The 19353-nt window shown below is 74.7% G+C and carries 8 protein-coding genes; all 8 read right to left on the reverse strand.

What is annotated here, in order from left to right:
* Positions 1-14: 14 nt before the first annotated feature.
* The 8 genes from C7C46_RS05200 to C7C46_RS05235 are packed head-to-tail and all read right to left on the reverse strand — an operon-like array spanning position 15 to position 19341.
* Entirely contained in the window at positions 15-1418 is a 1404-nt protein-coding gene (locus C7C46_RS05200) for a condensation domain-containing protein (RefSeq protein WP_110666179.1), read from the reverse strand.
* Entirely contained in the window at positions 1418-1681 is a 264-nt protein-coding gene (locus tag C7C46_RS05205; RefSeq protein WP_110666181.1) for an acyl carrier protein, read from the reverse strand. Before C7C46_RS05205 ends, C7C46_RS05200 begins: the two co-directional genes overlap by 1 nt.
* A 48-nt stretch (positions 1682-1729) precedes the next feature.
* Positions 1730-2848: an acyl-CoA/acyl-ACP dehydrogenase gene (locus C7C46_RS05210; RefSeq protein ID WP_110666183.1), complete on the reverse strand. Its 1119-nt coding sequence runs from the start codon at positions 2846-2848 to the stop codon at positions 1730-1732.
* Positions 2845-4515, reverse strand: coding sequence for an acyl-CoA dehydrogenase family protein (locus tag C7C46_RS05215; RefSeq protein WP_110666185.1), 1671 nt, complete (start codon positions 4513-4515; stop codon positions 2845-2847). The genes C7C46_RS05210 and C7C46_RS05215 overlap by 4 nt, the downstream gene beginning before the upstream one ends.
* On the reverse strand, positions 4512-6254 hold the full coding sequence (locus C7C46_RS05220) for a fatty acyl-AMP ligase (protein WP_110666187.1): 1743 nt from the start codon (positions 6252-6254) through the stop codon (positions 4512-4514). Before C7C46_RS05220 ends, C7C46_RS05215 begins: the two co-directional genes overlap by 4 nt.
* Before the next feature lie 9 nt (positions 6255-6263).
* Positions 6264-7655: an MFS transporter gene (locus C7C46_RS05225; RefSeq protein ID WP_110666189.1), complete on the reverse strand. Its 1392-nt coding sequence runs from the start codon at positions 7653-7655 to the stop codon at positions 6264-6266.
* Positions 7652-8587: an ornithine carbamoyltransferase gene (locus C7C46_RS05230; protein ID WP_110666191.1), complete on the reverse strand. Its 936-nt coding sequence runs from the start codon at positions 8585-8587 to the stop codon at positions 7652-7654. The genes C7C46_RS05225 and C7C46_RS05230 overlap by 4 nt, the downstream gene beginning before the upstream one ends.
* 32 nt (positions 8588-8619) lie before the next feature.
* Complete coding sequence (locus C7C46_RS05235; protein ID WP_281278518.1) at positions 8620-19341, reverse strand: non-ribosomal peptide synthetase; 10722 nt, start codon at positions 19339-19341, stop codon at positions 8620-8622.
* Between the last annotated feature and the right edge of the window lie 12 nt (positions 19342-19353).

The raw sequence follows: 19353 nt of genomic DNA on the forward strand, positions 1-19353 counted from the left end.
GGCCGCGAGGGCGGTCACCACTGGCCGGTGGCGAAGGCGAGGAGCGCTTCGCGTTCGGCGGGATCGACCAGGTCGACGGCGGCCACCGGGGTGTCCGGGTCGGCCAGCGCGGCGGCCAGCAGCCGCTCGTAGTGGGCCGCCATCCGAGCCACCGTGGCCGGCTCGAAGAGGTCGGCGTCGTACTTCAGCGCGACCTTGACGCCGCCGGTACCGGCCAGCACCTCGGCGCTCAGGTCGAACTGCCCCTCCTGCTGCGGCACCGCGAAGCCGGACAGCCGCAGCTCGTGGTGGATCAGCTCGGCGCCCGGGTCGCCCAGCGCGAGCAGTTCCAGCAGCGGTTGGAACCGGTTGGCGGCCACCAGGCTGAACATCGCCTGGAAGACCGGGGTCCGCCCCGGGTCGGCGGCCAGCCCCAGCTCCCCGGGCAGCAGCGGCAGCGGGAAGTCCCGGTGGGCCAGGTCCTGGCGCACCTGCTCGCCGATCGCGCCGAACAGTTGACGGAAAGTAAGCTGCCGGCCGATCCGCACCCGGTGCGGCAGGGTGTTGACGAAGTAGCCGACCGCGTCCTTCATGGTCCGTTCCGGCCGGGTGGTCACCGCGTAGCCGACCAGGAAGTCGGCCTGCGTGGTCCACCGGTGCAGCAGTGCCTGGAAGGTGCCGAAGAGCACCGCGAACGGGGTGACCGCGGCGGCGGCCGCGGCCGGCCGCAGCCGCTGCACCAGCTCCTCGGGCAGCCGCAGGTCGTGGCTGGCTCCGGCGTACCGCTTGCGGGCCGGGCGCTGGTGGTCCACCGGCAGCTCCAGCACCGGCGGTGCGCCGGAGCACACCTCCCGCCAGTAGTCGGCCAGTTCGGCCCGGCGCGGGGAGGTGAGCAGCTCCTCCTCGGCGTCCACCAGCTCCTGGAACGGGCGGCGCAGCTCGGGCCAGTTGGGCTCGGTGCCGTCCAGTTCGGCCCGGTAGGCGGTCAGCAGGTCGCCCAGCACGATCACCTGCGAGGCACCGTCGGTGGCCAGGTGGTGTGCCACCACCAGCAGCACCGCGTCGCTGGGCGAGGGGCGCAGCAGCAGCACCCGGATCGGTCCCGGCGCGGTCAGGTCGAACGGGCGGTTGACCGCCGCATGCGCCCGCTCGTGCAGTTCGGTGTCCGCGGCGCCTGGCAGCTCGTGCAGCTCCAGCACCTCGATCGGGCCGCGGTGCACCACCCGGTAGGGCGTGCCGTCGACCTCGGTGAACCGGGAGCGGAGCAGCTCGTGGCGCTCCAGCACCCGCTGGACGGCCCGGCGCAGCGCCTGGTCGTCCACCCGCTGGTGGATCCGGACCGCCATCGCCACGTTGTAGGCCGGGCTGGTGGGCGCCATCCGGTGCAGGAACCAGAGCGCCTCCTGCCCGGTGGTCAGGGGGAGGTGTTCGCTGCTCATCAGACCCCGACCAGCTCGTTCAGGTGGCCGGCCAGGCCGCCGATGGTGGGGTGGTCCCAGGCCAGGGTGGGGGAGAGCTCCACCTCGAAGCGGTCCTCGATCTGGGCGATCAGGCTCATCCCGTAGACCGAGTCCATGCCGTACTCGACCAGATTGACGTCGGGTCGCAGCTGGTCCGGCTCGGTCTCCAGGAAGAAGGCGACCCGCTCGGTGAGCCAGGCGGTGATCCCGGCCACCGAGGTCTCGACGGTCTGCTCGGACATGGTGAACTCCCTAGACAGTGCTGGTGCGTCAGTTGGTGGGGTGGGTGGTCAGGACGGGCTGGTGGCCGGCCGTTGCCGGCGGCGCAGTTCGTCCAGCAGGAGCTGGTCCCGCTCGGCCCGTGCGGCCGGCGAGTCGTTCGGGGGCAGGTCGTGCGGGTGCGGGGCCCGCGCGGTCGGATCCCCGAGGCCGGCCAGCCGGTGCAGGGCGGCGGCCAGCCAGTGCGGTGCGGAGCGGAACGGGTCGGCGGACTGCTGCTGGACCAGGCGGCAGGCCTGGGCGGCCTGCTCGGCCAGCCGCGCGCCGGGTTGGTGCAGCGGGCCGCGCAGGGCGGCCAGCGTGGTGAGGTCGCGCTGGTGCTTCTGGAAGATCGCGTGCTCGCCCTCGCGCAGGTAGGAGCGGGCGCCGAGCAGCAGCGCGAGCCGGTGCCCGGCCTCCCGGACCAGGACCGGGACCAGTTGCTCGACCGTGGCCGCGGTGCCCCGGGCCAGACAGCAGTCGGCGATCAGCAGATCGGTGAAGGCCTCGGCCAGCGCCGCCCGGGCGCTGGGCAGCGCGGTGACCGGACGGCCGTACAGCTCGCGCTGCTCGGCGAAGCGCAGCGTGGTGCGCAGCTGGGTGTCCAGCGCGCCCAGGGTCGCCCCGGCCAGCAGCCGGGCCGCCCGGGCCGGGTCCGCCGGGCCGGGCAGCAGGGCGTCGGCCGGCACCCGGTGGCCGGTGAAGGCGAGCCGGTGCGGGCGGCAGCCGCGCAGCCCGGGCGTGCGGTAGAACGGCCCGGCCGGCGGGCGCAGTTCGGCGGGCAGCAGCAGGTACCGGGCGGTGCCGGCCAGCTCCACGGTGAGCAGCAGCGCGCCGGGCCCGGTGGCGTGCACCTGGCCGTCGAGCAGCAGCGCGCCGTCCACCGGCCGGGCCCGCAGCGGCTCCTCGCGCAGGAAGGCGTAGCCGGCCGGCCGCGGCAGGCCGCTCAGTGCCGGGGCCAGCGCCCGCCCCAGCACCAGGCCGAGGTCGCGCCCGCCCAGCGCGCGGACCAGCTCCGGGGTGAACCCCAGCTGCACCGCGGGCAGTTCGCCGCGCTCGTCGGCCGCGACCAGGGCCGCGAAGCCGAGCGGGTTGGCCGCGTCGGCCGGATCGCCGAGCCGGTCGGCGGTCCGGGACAGGGTGGCGGTCATGCGCTCTCCTCCAACTGGCAGTCGAGCAGCGAGAAGAGCCGGCCGGCCTTGTGCTGGTGGCGCAGCCGCTCGGTGAGCTCGGCGACCAGGTCGGCCGGCAGTTCGCCGCTGCCCGCGCCCAGCTGGCCGAGCAGCCGGATCAGCGCGGCGCGCAGCCAGTCGCCGTGCTGCCAGAACGGCGAGTCGTCGGCGGTGCGGTTGTGCAGCCAGAGCTGCACGCAGCCGGCTGCCGCGAACAGCACGGTGTAGCGCCGGGCCAGCTCGTAGGCCATGGCCGGCACCTCGCGGGCGGACGGGCGCAGTTCCGCCATCTCGGTGTGCAGCTGCTCGGCCTGCTCGGCCAGCGCTGCTGCCAGCGGGGCGAAATGAGGGTCGGTCAGCTCGGCCAGGGCGGCGGGCAGGCTCTGCACCAGGCTGCTGCCGTGCCGGGAGAACAGCGCCAGCCGGCTGGTGTCGGCCGCGGGCAGCGGGTCGGACAGCGTGGTGGCGGCGGCCAGGCCGGCCTGGTCCACCCGGGCCCGCCGGTAACCGCGGGCCAGCGCGTCGAACTGGTTGACCAGGGCGTTCAGGTTCACCGCGGTGTTGCCGTCGAAGATGCTCATGATGTGGTGGTCGCGTTCCAGCTTCTGGAAGCTGTCCGCCTCGGTCGGCTCGGCCAGCAGCAGCGCCGGGCCCAGCTCGCGGGCCAGGTCGGCGATCAACTCCTCGACCAGGGTCGGCACGAAGGCCTTGACCGCGGCCGAGGCCACGCTCAGCTCGCCGGGCAGCGCGTGCACCGCGCGGGCGGCCACCAGGGTGACCGCCTCGGCCACCAGCAGGTCGGCGTAGGCGCCGGCCAGCGCCGGGTTGGCGCCGGTGGCGCTGTTGCGCACCGCCAGGCGCAGCGCGTGGTCGGCGGTGCCCAGCGAGAGCGCTCCGCACAGCGTGCGGGTCAGCTGCAGGCACTTGAGCACCGTCTCCAGCCCGGTGCCGGCCGCGCCGACCAGCGCGTCGGCGGGCACCTCGGCCTCGCGGAACTCGATCCCGCTGATGTCCGCACCCCGGATGCCGACCGTGCGCACCGCCGGCAGGCAGCGGTAACTGCCCGGCGCCAGGCGGCGCTTGTCCACCAGCAGCAGGCTGAAGCCGCGCGGGCCGCCGACCGGCTCGGTGCGGGCCAGCACGCAGACCAGCTGTCCGCGCGAGGCGTTGCCGATCAGCCACTTCTCGCCGGCGATCCGGTACCAGTCCTCGCCGCCAGAGGTCCGCACCCGGTTGGCCAGCAGGTCGCTGCCATGCTCGCGCTCGGACAGCGCCAGCGAGACCACGCTGCCGGCCTCCACCTCGCGGGCCAGCTGCGCGGCCTGCTCGGGCCGCCCGGCCAGCCAGACCGAGGCGGCGCCCAGGAAGGTGCCCACGTGGGCCACCGCGACGGTCAGGTCGCGGCGGGCCACCAGGCGGACCAGGGCGGCCAGTTCCTCGTAGCTGTGCAGCTCGCCGCCGAGCGCGGCGGGCACGTAGCGGCGGGCCAGCCCCAGGCCGTCCAGCCGTTGGCAGATCTCGGTGGGGAACTCCTCGCGCTCGTCCAGCTCCTGGCAGCGGGCGAAGGAGAAGATCTGCAGCGGGTCGTGCGGGTCGCCGAGGCCGCGGTCGAAGCACTCGACGAGTTGGGCGACGGCGGATTTCACGCGCCCTCCCCGACCGGCTCCGGGCGGCGGTAGCGGGCCCGGGCGCGCGGGCTGAGCTCCTCGTACAGCGGCTCCAGTGCGCCGTTGACGAAGAGTTCGCGCATCCGGGAGCGCTGGATCTTGCCGCTGGTGGTCCGGCTGACCCGGCCCGGCTTGAGGAAGACCACGTTGCCCACCGCCATGCCGAGGCTGCGGCGCAGCTCCACCTTGACGGCCTGGGCCAGCTCCGGCAGCGCGGTGCCGTCCAGCCGGGCGGCCCGCACCTCCTGGACCACCACCAGCTCCTCCAGCGGGGCCGGGGCCGGCACCGAGAAGACGCTGCCCTGCAGGCCGCCGAAGCTGCGGTGCAGCTCGCCGACCTCGCGCTCCACGTCGTGCGGGTAGATGTTGCGGCCATTGATCGTCATCATGTCCTTGATCCGGCCGGTGACGTAGAGCTCGCCGTCGTGCACCACGCCCAGGTCCCCGGTGCGCAGGTAGCCGGTACTGCCGTCGGCGGTGGCCGCGCCGAAGACCCGCGCGTTCACCTCGGGCTTGTTCCAGTAGCCCGCGCTGACCGAGTCGCCGCGCAGCCAGATCTCGCCCACCTGGCCGTCCGGCAGCACCCGGTGGTCGGCCGGGTCGACGATCCGCAGGTCCAGCGAGGCGGGACGCCCGCAGCTGACCAGCTCCAAGCCGGTCGGCGCCGGCCGGAAGACGTTGCCCTCCAGCTCGGCCGGGTCGACCGTGGTGACGTTCGGGGCCCGGCCCGGGATGCCCGCGGTGACCCCGAGGGTTGCCTCGGCCAGGCCGTAGGCGGGGCGCAGCGCGGTGGCCGAGAAGCCGGCCGCGGCGAACCGCTCGGCGAACCGGGCCAGCGTGCGGGCGTGCACCGGCTCGGCGCCGTTGGCGGCCACCTGCCAGCTGGACAGGTCGAGTTCGGCCAGCTGCTGGTCGGTGACCGAGAGCGCGCACAGGTTGTAGGCGAAGTTCGGCGCGAAGGAGTGGGTGGCGCGGTGCCGCTGGATCAGCCGCAGCCAGGTGTACGGGCGGCGGATGAAGTCGGTGGGCGGCAGCAGCACCGTGCGCCCGCCCTGGTACAGCGGCAGCAGCAGGGCCGCGATCAGGCCCATGTCGTGGAAGAGCGGGGCCCAGCTGCACACCGTGTGCTGCTGCTCCAGGGTGAGGATGGCGCGCAGCTCGCCGAAGTTGTGCCGCAGGTTGGCGTGGCTGACCACCACGCCCTTGGGGTCGCTGGTGGAGCCGGAGGTGTACTGCAGGAAGGCCGGGTCCTGCGGGTCGGCGGCCGGCCAGACCCAGTCGGCCTCGGCCACCTCGGCGACCTCCTCCACCGCCAGGCAGCGCACCTCGGTCAGCTGCTCCTGCTCGGCGAACTCGGCCACCTCGGGCAGCGTGGCGCGGTCGGTGAGCAGCAGGCGGGCGCCGCAGTCGGCGACCACGCCGCTGGTGCGCCGGCGCTGGCTGCTGCCGCGGTCGGGCAGCGGCACCGGGACCGGCACCACCCGGGCGTACAGGCAGCCCAGGAAGGCGGTGACGAACTCCAGGCCGGTCGGGAAGAGCAGCAGCGCGCGGTCCCCGGGCTCGGCGGTGCGGCGCAGCTCGGCGGCCACCGCCTGGGCGCCGGCGACGAGCTGGCGGTAGGTCAGGACGCGCTCGGTGTCCCCGGTGGCGAAGACCACGGCCGCGGCCTGCGGGGTGCGCCCGGCGTGGTGCGCGGTCGCTTCGATCAGATCACGCATGAGGCACCGTCACTTTCCGGTCTCGATGAGGGCGGGGGAGTCAGTGGCGTCGGCGGGCTCGGCGGGCTCGGCGGCACCGAGGCGGCGCAGCGCCGGGCTGAACACCGCGGCCAGCGCGAGCAGGGCCATCACGGCGCTGCACGCCAGCACGGTGGGCCGGAACCCGAAGGACTGCAGGGCGAACCCGCCGATCAGCGCGCCCAGCGGCAGGGTGCCGAAGGCGATGATCGAGACCACGCTGGCGATCCGGCCCTGCAGGTCGTCCGGGGTGACCCGGACCTGGTAGGAGACCACCGCGATGGTCCAGGCCGCCCCGATCAGCGCCATCGGCGTGATCACCAGGGCGAACAGCAGCGGGTTGTGCAGCAGCACGGTGAGCGGGAAGAGCACCGCCCAGATCAGGTTGGCGCCGATCACGATGGTCGGCAGGCTGAGCCGCTCCAGCCACCAGGAGGTGGACAGCGCCCCGGCCACTCCGCCGATCCCGGCCGCGCCCATCACCAGGCCGACCACCGCGGGCGAGACCCCGTCGTGCCGCAGCACGGTGAGCATGCCCAGGGTGAGCACCTCGAAGAGCAGGTTGCTGACCGCGATCACGGCGGCGGCGGCCCGCAGCCCGCGGTGCTGCCAGAGCCAGCGCACCCCGGCGGCGATCTCCGGCAGCACCTTGCCGCGCTCGCCGGTCCCCGTGCGCTCGGCCTGGAAGCTCTTGCGGATCGAGGCCAGGGTGGCGAAGGAGACCAGCTGGGAGACGGCGGTGAAGAGCAGCGGCACCCAGAACGCCACCGCCGACAGCGCGCCGGCCAGCGGCTGCCCGAGCAGGCCGGTGGCCTGCACCCGGGCCTCGTTCTGCGAGATCGCCTGGTCCAGGTGGTCCGGGTGGACCACGTTGCGCACCGCCGCGTGCTCGGCCAGCCGGTGCACCACGCCCAGGCTCGCCTCGACGAAGGCGACCGCCAGCAGCACCGGCAGCAGCACCTTGCCCGCCACCAGGGTGGCCACCAGCACCGCGAGCGCGGCGCACCGGCCCAGGTTGCAGGCCAGCATCAGGCGCTTGCGGTCGAAGCGGTCGACCAGCACGCCGGCGAAGAGCGAGAGCAGCAGCTGCGGCAGCGCCGCCGCCGCGCCGACCAGGCCGGCCGAGCGGACCGAGCCGCCGGACCAGAGCACGATCAGCGGGTAGGCGAAGGAGGAGACCTGGGAGCCGAGCGAGGAGAGCGCGGTGCCGCTCCACAGCAGGACGAAGTCCCGGTTGCGGCGCAGCGGACCGGGCCCGGCCCCGGCGGTGTCCGAGGTGGTGCCGGAAGCTTCCGCGCCGGCAGGTCCGGTGGCGGCAGGTTCGGCAGGGGCGGTTGCGGCCGGGGCCGCGGCGGTCACCGGGTCGAGGGCGTCGAGGCTCATGCCTGGCCCCCGGCGCACCACTCGAGCACGGCCATGGCGCTGGTCAGCTTGTGACCCGCCTGCCAGAAGGCGATGCTGGCCGGTCCGTCCAGCACCTCGGCGGTGACCTCCTCGCCGCGGTGGGCGGGCAGGTCGTGCATGAAGACCGCCTTCGGGCTCCGCTCCCACAGCTCGGCGCGCACCTGGAACGGGTCGAAGCGGTCGCGCCAGTTGGCGTCCGGCTTGTCGGTGCCGGTGGTCTGCCAGCGGGTGGTGTAGATGACGTCCACGTCCCGGGGCAGCTGGTCCAGATCGTGGTGCTCGGTGACCAGCGAACCGTGCCTGGCGCCCTGCTCGACGGCCCGGGCCAGGTAGTCGGGCAGCAGGCCGTAGCCCGCGGGGGTACGCAGGTGCAGCTCGGTGCCCGGGTAGCGGGAGAGCGCCAGGGCCAGCGCGGAGGCGGTGTTGTTGCCCTCGCCCAGGTAGAGCACCCGCAGGCCGTCGACCTGCCCGAAGTGCCGCTGCATGGTGGTCAGGTCGGTCAGCGCCTGGGTCGGGTGCTCCTCGGTGCTCATCGCGTTGATCACCGGCATCCGGCCCTGGGCGGCCAGCGCCCGCAGGTCGGCGGAGGGTTCGGCGGTGCGGGCCACCAGGACGTCGATCATCCGGGAGAGTACGTCGCCGGTGTCCTCCAGCGTCTCGCCGGTGTTCAGCTGCAGGTCGCCGGGCTGGTAGGTGAGCAGCTCGCCGCCCAGGCGCAGGGTGCCGCTGGAGAACGCGGTGCGGGTGCGGGTGGAGGTCCGCTTGAAGTAGACACCCACCACCCGGCCGGCCAGCGCGCTCCCGGCCGGCCGGTCCTGCTCGGCGAACTCCACGCCACGGGTGACCAACTGGCGCAGGTCGTCGTCGGTCAGGTCCGAGATGGAGATCAGGTGTCGTGCTGGTGCGGTCATCGAGGGCCTTCGTTCGTGTGGGTGAGGGAGGGTCAGCGGGCGTTCAGGCGCTCGGCGAGCGCGGCGGCGATCCGGGCCGAGGCAGCCGGGGAGGCCAGTTCGGCGTGGCCGAACTCGAGCTGGTGCACCGTCAGTGCGCCGCTGAGCAGCGCCTGCCAGGCGGCCGGCTTGGGGTGCTCGGTCGACTCGGTCCTGGTGGCGACGAACAGCTCCAGGTCGCCGCCCTGGGCCGGGGCCCGGTAGGGCTCGGCGATCCGCTGGAAGTTGAGCAGCACCTCGACCAGCCGGTCGGCGGTGCCGGCGTCCAGGTCGGCCAGCTCCGGGTAGGCGGCGCGCAGCACCTCCAGGAAGCGCAGCCGGGGCGCCGGGGTCGGCGGCTCGTGCTCGGCGCCGGCCGGCAGGATGCCGAGCCCGGCCAGCACCTCGGCCAGCTGGGTGCGCTCGTCGGCGTCGGCGGGCAGCGGCTCGAAGCCGCGCCAGTCCGGGTAGGCGTCCAGCACCGCGAGCAGCTCCACCTGCTCGCCGGCGGTGCGCAGCTGAGCGGCCATCTGGTGGGCCAGCAGGCCGCCGAAGGACCAGCCGAGCAGGCGGTACGGGCCGCTGGGCTGGACCTCGCGGACCAGCGTCAGGTAGTCGGCCGCCACCTCCTCGATCGCCGTCGGCAGCTCGGCCGGCCCGGCCAGGCCCCGGGCCTGCACCGCGTACACCGGCAGCTCGGCCGGCAGGTGCGGCAGCAGGTTGGCGTAGCCCCAGCCGACCGCCAGCCCCGGGTGCACGCAGAACAGCGGGCGCAACTCCCCGGTGCGGCGCAGCGGCAGCAGGGCCGGGATCGCGGCGGGCCGCTGGTGCCCGGCCAGCCGCTCGGCGAGCTCGGCCACGGTGGGCGCCTCGAAGACGGTGCGGACCGGCAGTTCGACGCCCAGCTCGGTGCGGATCCGGCTGACCAGCTTGGTGACCAGCAGCGAGTGGCCGCCGAGCGCGAAGAAGCTGTCGTCGGCCCAGACCTCGGGCAGCTCCAGCAACTCGGCCAGCAGCGCGCACAGCTGCCGCTCACGCTCGGTGCGCGGCGCCCGCCCGACGGTGCGCCGGGAGTGCTCCGGGGCCGGCAGGCGGCGCTGGTCCAGCTTGCCGTGCGCGGTGAGCGGGAGCTCGTCCAGCACCACGAAGTCGCTGGGCACCATGTAGTCGGGCAGCGCGTCGGCGGTGTACTTGCGCAGCACCTCCGGCTCGGGCAGGGTCCGGCCCTGCTCGGGGACCAGGTAGGCCACGATCCGCCCGTCGCGGACCAGGACCGCGGCCCGGGCCAGGTCGGGGTGGCCGGTCAGCACGGCCTGGATCTCGCCGAGTTCGATCCGGAAGCCGCGGATCTTGACCTGGTCGTCGGCCCGGCCCAGGAACTCGAGCAGGCCGTCGGCGCTCCAGCGGGCCAGGTCGCCGGTGGTGTACATCCGGGCACCGGGCGCCCCGAACGGGTCGGGGCGGAACCGGTCGGCGGTCAGGTCCGGGCGGTTCAGGTAGCCGCGGGCCAACCCCGCGCCGGCCAGGTGCAGTTCACCAGCGACGCCGGGCGGCACCGGGTTGCCGTGCGGATCCAGCACGTAGGCACGGCCGTTGTCGATCGGGCGGCCGATCAGCGGTTCGGCACAGGCCCGCGCGTCCAGCATGACGGCGTCCACCGTGGTCTCGGTGGGGCCGTAGCAGTTCACGGTGCTGGTGCGCTCGGCCGTCCGCAGCCGCTGCCACAGCGCCGGATCGACCGCCTCGCCGCCCACCCAGAGCAGCGCCGGGGCGTGCTCCGGCTGGTCGAGCAGGCCTGCCTCGACCAGAACGGCGGTGAAGGACGGGGTGATGTCCAGGAACTCCAGCCGGTGCTCGGTGACGTGGCGCACCACGGCCCGCGGGTCGAGCCGGGTCTCCTCGTCGATCAGGTGCACCCGGTGGCCGCCGAGCAGGCAGCTCAGCGGGTCGATCCAGGCGTCGAAGGTGACGCCCGCGGTCAGTGCCACGCCTACCTTGCGGCCGGCGAAGTGACGCTCCATCAGCAGCCGTCGGTTGGTGCCGGCCAGGTCGCTGAGGCTGCGGTGCTCGATCAGCACGCCCTTGGGGCGGCCGGTGGAGCCGGAGGTGTAGATGACGTAGGCCGGGTGGTTCGGGTCCGGGCGCAGGCCCAGGTCGGTGTCCGGGTGGTCCGGCACCGGCTCGTCCAGCAGCAGGACGGGCAGTCCGTCCAGGGTGTGCGCGGTGCGGCCGATGGCCAGGCCGAGCACCGGGCGGGCGTCCTGGAGCATCTGGGTGGTCCGGGAGGCCGGGGCGGCGGGGTCGAGCGGCAGGTAGGCGGCGCCGGCCTTCCAGACGGCGAGTTGGGCGACGACCAGGTGGCTGGTGCGGGGCAGGGCGAGGGCGACGCAGCGCTCGGGGCCGGCGCCGCGGGCGCGCAGTTCGCGGGCCAGGCGGTTGGCGCGGCGGTTGAGCTCGGCGTAGCTGAGCTGCTCGTCGACGGCGACCAGGGCCACCGCGTCCGGGGTGTCCCGGACCTGCTGCTCGAACAGCTCCGGGAAGGAGGGCAGCGGGCTTCCCTGCTCGGTGGCGTTCCAGTCGACCAGGATCCGGGTCAGCTCCGCGGGGGTGAGCAGCTCGATCTCGGAGAGCGGCAGCCCGGGGTCGGCGGCGACCGCGGCCAGCAGGCGGCACAGCCGGTCCGCGAGCCGGGCGACGGTGTCGCGGTCGAACAGGTCGGTGGCGAACTCCACGCTGCCGCCGTCGGGGGAGAAGGTGAAGGAGAGGTCGAACTTGGCGCTCTCCTCGCCCAGCGCCACCGGGGTCACGCTCAGCCCCGGCAGCTGCGGCGCCTGCTCGGTGCTCTCCGGGGTGAAGGCCACCATCACCTGGAAGAGCGGGTGCCGGTTCATCGCCCGGGTCGGGTTGAGCACCTCGACCAAGCGCTCGAACGGCACGTCCTGGTGCGCGAAGGCGGCCAGGTCCACCGCCTTCACCCGGGCCACCAACTCGCCGAAGGCCGGGTTGCCGGTCAGGTCGGTGCGCAGCACCAGGGTGTTGACGAAGAAGCCCACCAGGGGGTCGAGCGCGCCGTCGGTGCGCCCGCCGACCGGGGTGCCGAGCGGGATGTCGGTGCCCGCCCCGAGCCGGCCGAGCAGGGCGGCCACCGCAGCCTGGGCCACCATGAACGGGGTGGCGTCGCAGCGCCGGGCCAGCTCGGCCAGTGCGCCCGGCTCCAGCGCGAACTCCACCAGGTCGCCGCGGTTGCTGCTCTCCACCGGACGCGGTCGGTCGGTGGGCAGCTCGATCAGCTCCGGCAGCTCGGCCAGCGCGCTGCGCCAGTGGTCGAGCTGGGCGCTGATCAGGCTCTCCGGGTCGGTCTCGGTGCCGAGCAGCTCGCGCTGCCACAGGGTGTAGTCGGCGTACTGGACCGGCAGGTCGTCCCAGGAGGGGGCCGCTCCGGCCAGCCGGGCGGTGTAGGCGGCGGCCAGGTCGGCCGCCAGCGGGGCCAGCGAAAGGCCGTCGGCGGCGATGTGATGGATCGTCAGGACCAGGGTGTGCTCCTGGGCCGACTCGCGCAGCAGGGTGCCGTGCAGCGGCAGTTCCCGGGTCAGGTCGAACCGGTGCCGGGCCGCCGCCGCGACGTCGGCGTGCTCGGCCGAGACCAGCTCGCCGACCTCGGCCATCGGGACGATCTGCTGGTACGGCTCACCCTGGTGTTCGGGGAAGACGGTGCGCAGGCTCTCGTGCCGCTCGACCAGGTCGCGCACGGCCGCCCGCAGGGCCGCGCCGTCCAGCGTGCCGGACAGGTGCAGCGCGATCGGCAGGTTGTAGGTGGCGGCGGACTCCTCGAAGCGGTTGAGGAACCAGAGCCGCTGCTGGGCGTAGGAGAGCGGGATCCGCTCGGGCCGCTGCGGGCGCCGGGTGAGGGCGGTGCGGGCCCGCTGGGCCGCGGCCAGCCGCGCGGTCAGGCCGGCCACCGTGGGCGCCTCGAAGACGGCGCGCAGCGGCAGTTCGACGCCTAGTTCGGCGCGGATCCGGCTGACCAGCCTGGTGACCAGCAGCGAGTGCCCGCCCAGGGTGAAGAAGCTGTCGTCCAGCCCCACCCGCTCGACGCCCAGCACCTGGGCGAACAGCTCCGCCAGCCGGCGCTCGCGCGCCGTCCGCGGGGCCCGGCCCTCGGCCTGCACCCGGTGCTCGGGCGCCGGCAGCGCGGCCCGGTCCAGCTTGCCGCTCGGGTTCAGCGGCAACTCGGCCAGCAGCACGAAGGCGGACGGGACCATGTAGCCGGGCAGGGCTTGGGCCGCGTGCGCCCGCAGCTCCTCGTCATCCGGCGCGGCGCCCTCGCGCGGCACCAGGTAGGCGACGATCCGCTGGTCGACCGGGGCGTCCTCACCAGGCAGCACGGTCTCGCGGACCAGCACGACGGCCTGGGCCACCTGCGGGTGCCGGGCCAGCCGGTCCTCGATCTCGCCCAGCTCGATCCGGAAGCCGCGCACCTTGACCTGGTGGTCGGTGCGGCCGCGGTACTGCAGCTCGCCGTCCGCGGTCCAGTGCACGATGTCGCCGGTGCGGTACATCCGGCTGCCGGGCAGGCCGAACGGGTCAGGGACGAACCGCTCGGCGGTCAGCGCGGGCCGGTCCAGGTAGCCGCGGGCCAGCCCGCCGCCGGCCAGGAACAGCTCGCCGGGCACGCCGGGCGGGACCGGGCTGCCGTGCGCGTCGAGCACGTAGGCCAGGGTGTTGTGGCGCGGGCGCCCGATCGGCGGGGCGCCGGCCGCGGGCCGGTCGTCCTGCCAGGCGGTCGCGTACACGGTGGTCTCGGTCGGGCCGTAGAAGTTGGCCAGCCGGGCGCCCGGGACGGCGGCGCGGATCGCGGCCGCGGTGTGCGCGGGCAGCCCCTCGCCGGCCAGCACCACCAGCTCGGCCGCCAGCGGCGCGCCGCGCCGCTGGGCGAGCAGCTGGGCCAGCGCGGACGGCACGGCGCTGAGCAGGGTGCCCTGCCAGTCCCGGTCCAGCAGCGCCAGCAGGTCCTGGACGATCTCGATGCAGCCGCCGCTGAGCAGCGGGGCGAACATCTCGAAGACCGACACGTCGAAGTTGAGCGAGGTGGCGGCCAGCACCTCGGCCAGTGCCCCCGCGCCGAGCTCGGCGAACGACCAGGCGGCCAGTTCGGCGACGTTGCGGTGCGGAACCAGCACGCCCTTGGGACGGCCGGTGGAGCCGGAGGTGTAGATCACGTAGGCCGGGTGGTCGGGCAGCAGGCCGGTCACCGGCGGGGTGTCCGGCAGCGCGGCAAGCTCGGCCCGCACCGCCGGGTCGTCCAGCAGCAGCTGGGGGCCGGTGGCCGGGGCGACCTGGCTGTGCGTCAGGATCAGCGCCGGCTCGGCGTCCGCCAGCATGTAGGAGATCCGGTCGGCGGGGTAGGCCGGGTCGACCGGCAGGTAGGCCGCGCCCGCCTTGAGCACGCCGAGCACGGCGACCATCAGCTCGGCGTCGCGCGGCAGCGCCAGGGCGACGAACTCCTCCGGGCGCACCCCGCGGGCCACCAGCAGGTGGGCCAGCCGGTTGGCGCGGGCGTCGAGCTCGGCGTAGCTGAGCACGGTGCCCGCGTGCCGCACGGCGGGCGCCTCGGGCGTGCGGGCCACCTGCGCGGCGAACAGCGCCGGGACGGTGGTGGCGGGCACCGCGCGGGCGGTGTCGTTCCACTGCTCCAGCACCAGGCGCCGCTCGCCCGCGGTGAGCAGCGGCAGTGCGCTCAGCGGGGTGCCGGGCGCGGCCACCGCGGCCTCGACCAGGTGCACCAGACGCTGCGCCAGCAGCCGCACGGTGTCCTCGTCGAAGAGCTCGGCGGCGTACTCGACCGCGCCGTGCAGCAACTGGTCGGGGCCGTCGGCGAAGGCGAAGGACAGGTCGAACTTGGCGGTCCGCGCGGTGGCGTCCAGCGGCTCGGCGGTCAGGCCCGGCAGGTCGACCGCGGCCGGGGCCGGGGTGGTGTCGAAGGCCAGCATGACCTGGAAGAGCGGGTGGCGGTTGAGCACCCGCTCGGGGTTGAGCACCTCGACCAGCCGCTCGAACGGCACGTCCTGGTGCGCGAAGGCGGCCAGGTCGGTGCGGCGCACCCGGTCCAGCAGCTCGCCGAAGCTCGGGTCGCCGGTCAGGTCGGTGCGCAGCACCAGGGTGTTGACGAAGAAACCGACCAGCTCGTCCAGCGCGGCGTCGGTGCGGCCCGCCACGGGGGTGCCGAGCGCCAGGTCGGTGCCGGCGCCCAGCCGGCTGAGCAGCGCCGCCACGGCGGCCTGCAGCACCATGAAGACGGTGGCCTCGTGCCGGGCGGCGAGCTGGGCCAGCGGGCCGTGCGGCAGGGTGAACTCGACGCTGCCGCCGCGGTGGTCGGGCTGCTGCGGGCGGGGCCGGTCGGTGGGCAGCTCGATCAGCTCGGGCAGGCCGGCCAGCGCGGTGCGCCAGTGGTCGAGCTGGGCGTTGATCAGGCTGTCCGGGTCGTCCTCCGCGCCGAGCAGCTCGCGCTGCCAGAGCGTGTAGTCGGCGTACTGCACGGGCAGCGGCCGCTGCCCGAGGGGCTGCCCGGTGGCCCGGGCGGTGTAGGCAGCGGCCAGGTCGCGCCCGAGCGGAGCCATCGACCAGCCGTCGGCCGCGATGTGGTGCAGGGTCAGGACCAGGGTGTGGTCGGTGGGGGAGAGCCGGAACAGCCAGGCCCGCACCGGGATCTCGGTGGTCAGGTCGAACTCCTCGCCGGCCGCGGCGGTGACCGCCTCGGCCAGCTCGGCCTCGCCCGCCAGGTCGACCAGCTCCAGCACCTCGCCGGGCTCGGCCAGCACCCGCTGCAGGACCGCGCCGTCCTGCTCGGAGAACACGGTGCGCAGGCTCTCGTGCCGCTCCAGCAGGTCACCCAGCGCCAGCCGCAGTGCGGGCACGTCGAGTTCGCCTCTCAGGCGCAGCGCGACCGGGATGTTGTACGCCGCGCCCGCATCGGCGAACCGGTTGAGGAACCAGAGCCGCTGCTGGGCGTAGGAGAGCGGCAGCCGCGCCGGTCGCCGGGCCGGGACCAGCGGGAGGCCGGCCCCGGTCGCGGCGGCCAGCTTGACGGCCAGTTCGGCCACGGTGGGCGCCTCGAAGACGGCGCGCACCGGCAGTTCGACCGCCAGGGCGGTGCGGATCCGGCTGACCAGCTTGGTGACGAGCAGCGAGTGGCCGCCGAGCGCGAAGAAGCTGTCGTCGATCGAGACCTCGGTGACATCCAGCAACTCGCCGAACAACGAGCAGAGTTCGCGCTCCTGCTTGGTGCGCGGCGGGCGGCCCGCGGTGGGCCGGTGCTGGGCGGGCTCGGGCAGCCGGCGCTGGTCCAGCTTGCCGTGCGCGGTCAGCGGGAGCTCGTCCAGCAGCGCGAAGGCGCTGGGCACCATGTAGTCGGGCAGGGCGGCCGCGGCGTGGCGGTGCAGCTCGGCGTGGTCCGGGGCGGCGCCGGCCACCGGGACCAGGTAGGCGGACAGGCGCCCGCCCCGGGCGGTGACGGCGGCCTGGACGATCTGCGGGTGGGCGGCCAGCACGGCCTGGATCTCGCCGAGTTCGATCCGGAAGCCGCGGATCTTGACCTGGTCGTCGGTGCGGCCGAGGAAGTCGATCAGGCCGTCGGCGGTCCAGCGGGCCAGGTCGCCGGTGGTGTACATCCGGCTGCCGGGGGCTCCGAAGGGGTCGGGGCGGAACCGGTCGGCGGTCAGGTCCGGGCGGTTCAGGTAGCCGCGGGCCAGCCGGGAGCCGGCCAGGTGCAGCTCGCCCGGTACGCCGGGGGCGACCGGGTTGCCGTGGGGGTCCAGCAGGTAGGCGCGGGAGTTGTCGATCGGCCGGCCGATCAGCGGCACCGCGCTCTGCTCGGTGCTGAGGGTGACGGCGTCCACGGTGAACTCGGTCGGGCCGTAGTAGTTGAGTCCCACCGTGCCGGGCGCGGCATGCAGCCGCTGCCACAGCTCGGCCGGGACCGCCTCGCCGCCGACCGAGACGACGGCCGGGGCGCGGTGCGGCCGCTCCAGCAGGCCGGCCTCGACCAGCACCGTGGCGAAGGACGGGGTGAGGTCCAGGAAGTCGATCCGCTGCTGGGTGACGTAGTCCACCAGGGCGCGCGGGTCGAGCCGGGTCTGGTCGTCGATCAGGTGCACCTGGTGACCGCCGAGCAGGAAGCTGAAGGCGTCCAGCCAGGAGTCGAAGGTCGCCCCGGCGGTCAGCGCGGCGGCCACCGGGCCGGCGGCGAAGTGCCGGTCCAGGATCATCCGCCGGTTGGCCGCGCACAGTTCGGCCAGGCTCTGGTGCTCGATCAGCACGCCCTTGGGGCGGCCGGTGGAGCCGGAGGTGTAGATGACGTAGGCGGGGTGGTGCGGGTCCGGCCGGTGGCCGAGGTCGGTGTCCGGCTGGTCGGCCGGCAGCTCGTCCAGCAGCAGCACCGGCAGGTCGCCGAGCGGGCCGGCGGTGGCGGCGGTGGCCAGGGCGAGCACCGGGCGGGCGTCCTGCACCATGTGCCCGGTCCGGTCGGCCGGGGCCTTCGGGTCCAGCGGCAGGTAGGCGGCGCCGGCCTTCCAGACGGCGAGTTGGGCGACGGCCAGCAGGCTGGTGCGGGGCAGGGCGAGGGCGACGCAGCGCTCGGGGCCGGCGCCGCGGGCGCGCAGTTCGCGGGCCAGGCGGTTGGCGCGGCGGTTGAGCTCGGCGTAGCTGAGCTGCTCGTCGACGGCGACCAGGGCCACCGCGTCCGGGGTGTCCCGGACCTGCTGCTCGAACAGCTCCGGGAAGGAGGGCAGCGCCCCGGCCCGCTCGGTGGCGTTCCAGTCACCGAGGATCCGGGCGCGCTCGTCCTCGGCGAGCAGCTCCACCTCGGACAGCCGCACGCCGGGGTCGGCGGCGACCGCGGTGAGCAGCCGCAGCAGCCGGGTGACCAGCAGCTCGACCGAGGCCCGGTCGAACAGGTCGGTCGCGTACTCCACGCTGCCGGCCCGCTCGGAGAAGTTGAACGCCAGGTCGAACTTGGCGGTCTCGGTCGGCGGCAGCAGCTCGGCGGCGGTGATCCGGGGCAGCTCGAAGGCCGGCCCGCTGGTGCGCTCGTCGAAGGCGAGCATCACCTGGAAGAGCGGGTGGCGGTTGATCGCCCGCTCCGGGTTGAGCACCTCGACCAGCCGCTCGAACGGCAGGTCCTGGTGGGCGAAGGCGGCCAGGTCGGTCTCCCGGGCGCGGTGCACCAGCTCGCGGAAGCTCGGATCACCGGTCAGGTCGGTGCGCAGCACCAGGGTGTTGACGAAGAAGCCGATCAGCTCCTCCAGCGCCTCGTCGGTGCGGCCGGCCACCGGGGTGCCCAGCGGGATGTCGGTGCCGGCGCCGAGCCGGCCGAGCAGGGCCGCCACGGCGGCCTGCAGCACCATGAAGACGGTGGCCCCGCACTCCCGGGCCAGTGCGGTCAGCTGCTGGTACACCTCGGGCGCCAGCGCGAACTTGACGCTGCCGCCCAGGTCGCTGGGCACCGGCGGCCTGGGCCGGTCGGTGGGCAGCCGCAGCTCGGGCGGCAGCTCGTCCAGGGTCCGCTGCCAGAAGTCGAGTTGGGCGGCGGCCAGGCTGGCCGGGTCGGTCTCGGTGCCGAGCAGCTCGCGCTGCCACAGGGTGTAGTCGGCGTACTGGACCGGCAGTTCGTCCCAGGCGGGGGCCGCTCCGGCCAGCCGCGCGGTGTAGGCGGTGGCCAGGTCGCGGGCCAGGGGGGCCATCGACCAGCCGTCGGCGACGATGTGGTGCATCACCAGGCAGAACGCGTGATCCTCGGGGCCCAGCCGGTAGAGCCAGGCGTGCAGCGGCAGTTCGGCGGTGACGTCGAAGACGGTGCGGGCCGCGGCGGCGACCGCCTCGGCCAGCTCGGCCTCGGTCAGCTCCTGCTCGGTGAGGATCCCGCCGAACTCGTGGCGGACCAGCTGGTGCGGCTCGCCGTCCAGCTCCGGGAAGACGGTGCGCAGGCTCTCGTGCCGCAGCATCAGGTCGTCCAGGGCCGTGCGCAGCGCGGCGGTGTCCAGCGGGCCGGTCAGCCGCAGGCAGATCGGGATGTTGTAGGCCTCGCGCCGCTCCTCGAAGCGGTTGAGGAACCAGAGCCGCTGCTGGGCGTAGGAGAGCGGCACCACGGCGGCCCGCTCGCTCTCGCCCGCTGCCAGCTGCACCCGGCCGCCCTCGGCCTGGGGCACCCGCTCGGCCAGCCCGGCCGGGGTGGGCGCCTCGAAGACGGCGCGCACCGGCAGTTCGACCTCGAAGGCGGTGCGGATCCGGCTGACCAGCTTGGTGACCAGCAGCGAGTGGCCGCCGAGTGCGAAGAAGCTCTCCTCGACGCCGACCTCGGGCAGGCCCAGCACCTCGGCGAACAGGTCGCAGAGCAGCTGCTCGGTCGCGTCGGCCGGGACCCGGCCGGCCGAGCGCTCGACGGACGGGGCGGGCAGCGCCCGCTTGTCGGTCTTGCCGTTGCCGGTCAGCGGAATGGCGTCCAGCGCCACCAGGGCGGCCGGCACCATGTACTCGGGCAGGCTGTGGGCCAGGTGGGCCCGCAACTCCTCCGCGCTCGCCGGCTGTTCGCCGGGCACGTAGTAGCCGACCAGTCGGCGGTCGCCCGGGCCGTCTTCGCCAGGAGACACGGTCTCGCGCACCAGCACCACGGCCTCGGCCACCCCGGGGTGGGCGGCCAAAGTGTTCTGGATCTCGCCGAGTTCGATCCGGTAGCCGCGGATCTTGACCTGGTC

Origin of the sequence: Streptomyces tateyamensis (assembly GCF_003205575.1) — a bacterium.
Classification (GTDB): domain Bacteria; phylum Actinomycetota; class Actinomycetes; order Streptomycetales; family Streptomycetaceae; genus Kitasatospora; species Kitasatospora tateyamensis.

Excerpts from the sequence above, each read along its gene's own strand:
- C7C46_RS05205 (WP_110666181.1), bottom strand. The coding sequence starts at position 1,681 with ATGTCCGAGCAGACCGTCGAGACCTCGGTGGCCGGGATCACCGCCTGG.
- C7C46_RS05200 (WP_110666179.1), bottom strand. The coding sequence starts at position 1,418 with ATGAGCAGCGAACACCTCCCCCTGACCACCGGGCAGGAGGCGCTCTGG.
- C7C46_RS05220 (WP_110666187.1), bottom strand. The coding sequence starts at position 6,254 with ATGCGTGATCTGATCGAAGCGACCGCGCACCACGCCGGGCGCACCCCG.
- C7C46_RS05210 (WP_110666183.1), bottom strand. The coding sequence starts at position 2,848 with ATGACCGCCACCCTGTCCCGGACCGCCGACCGGCTCGGCGATCCGGCC.
- C7C46_RS05225 (WP_110666189.1), bottom strand. The coding sequence starts at position 7,655 with ATGAGCCTCGACGCCCTCGACCCGGTGACCGCCGCGGCCCCGGCCGCA.
- C7C46_RS05230 (WP_110666191.1), bottom strand. The coding sequence starts at position 8,587 with ATGACCGCACCAGCACGACACCTGATCTCCATCTCGGACCTGACCGAC.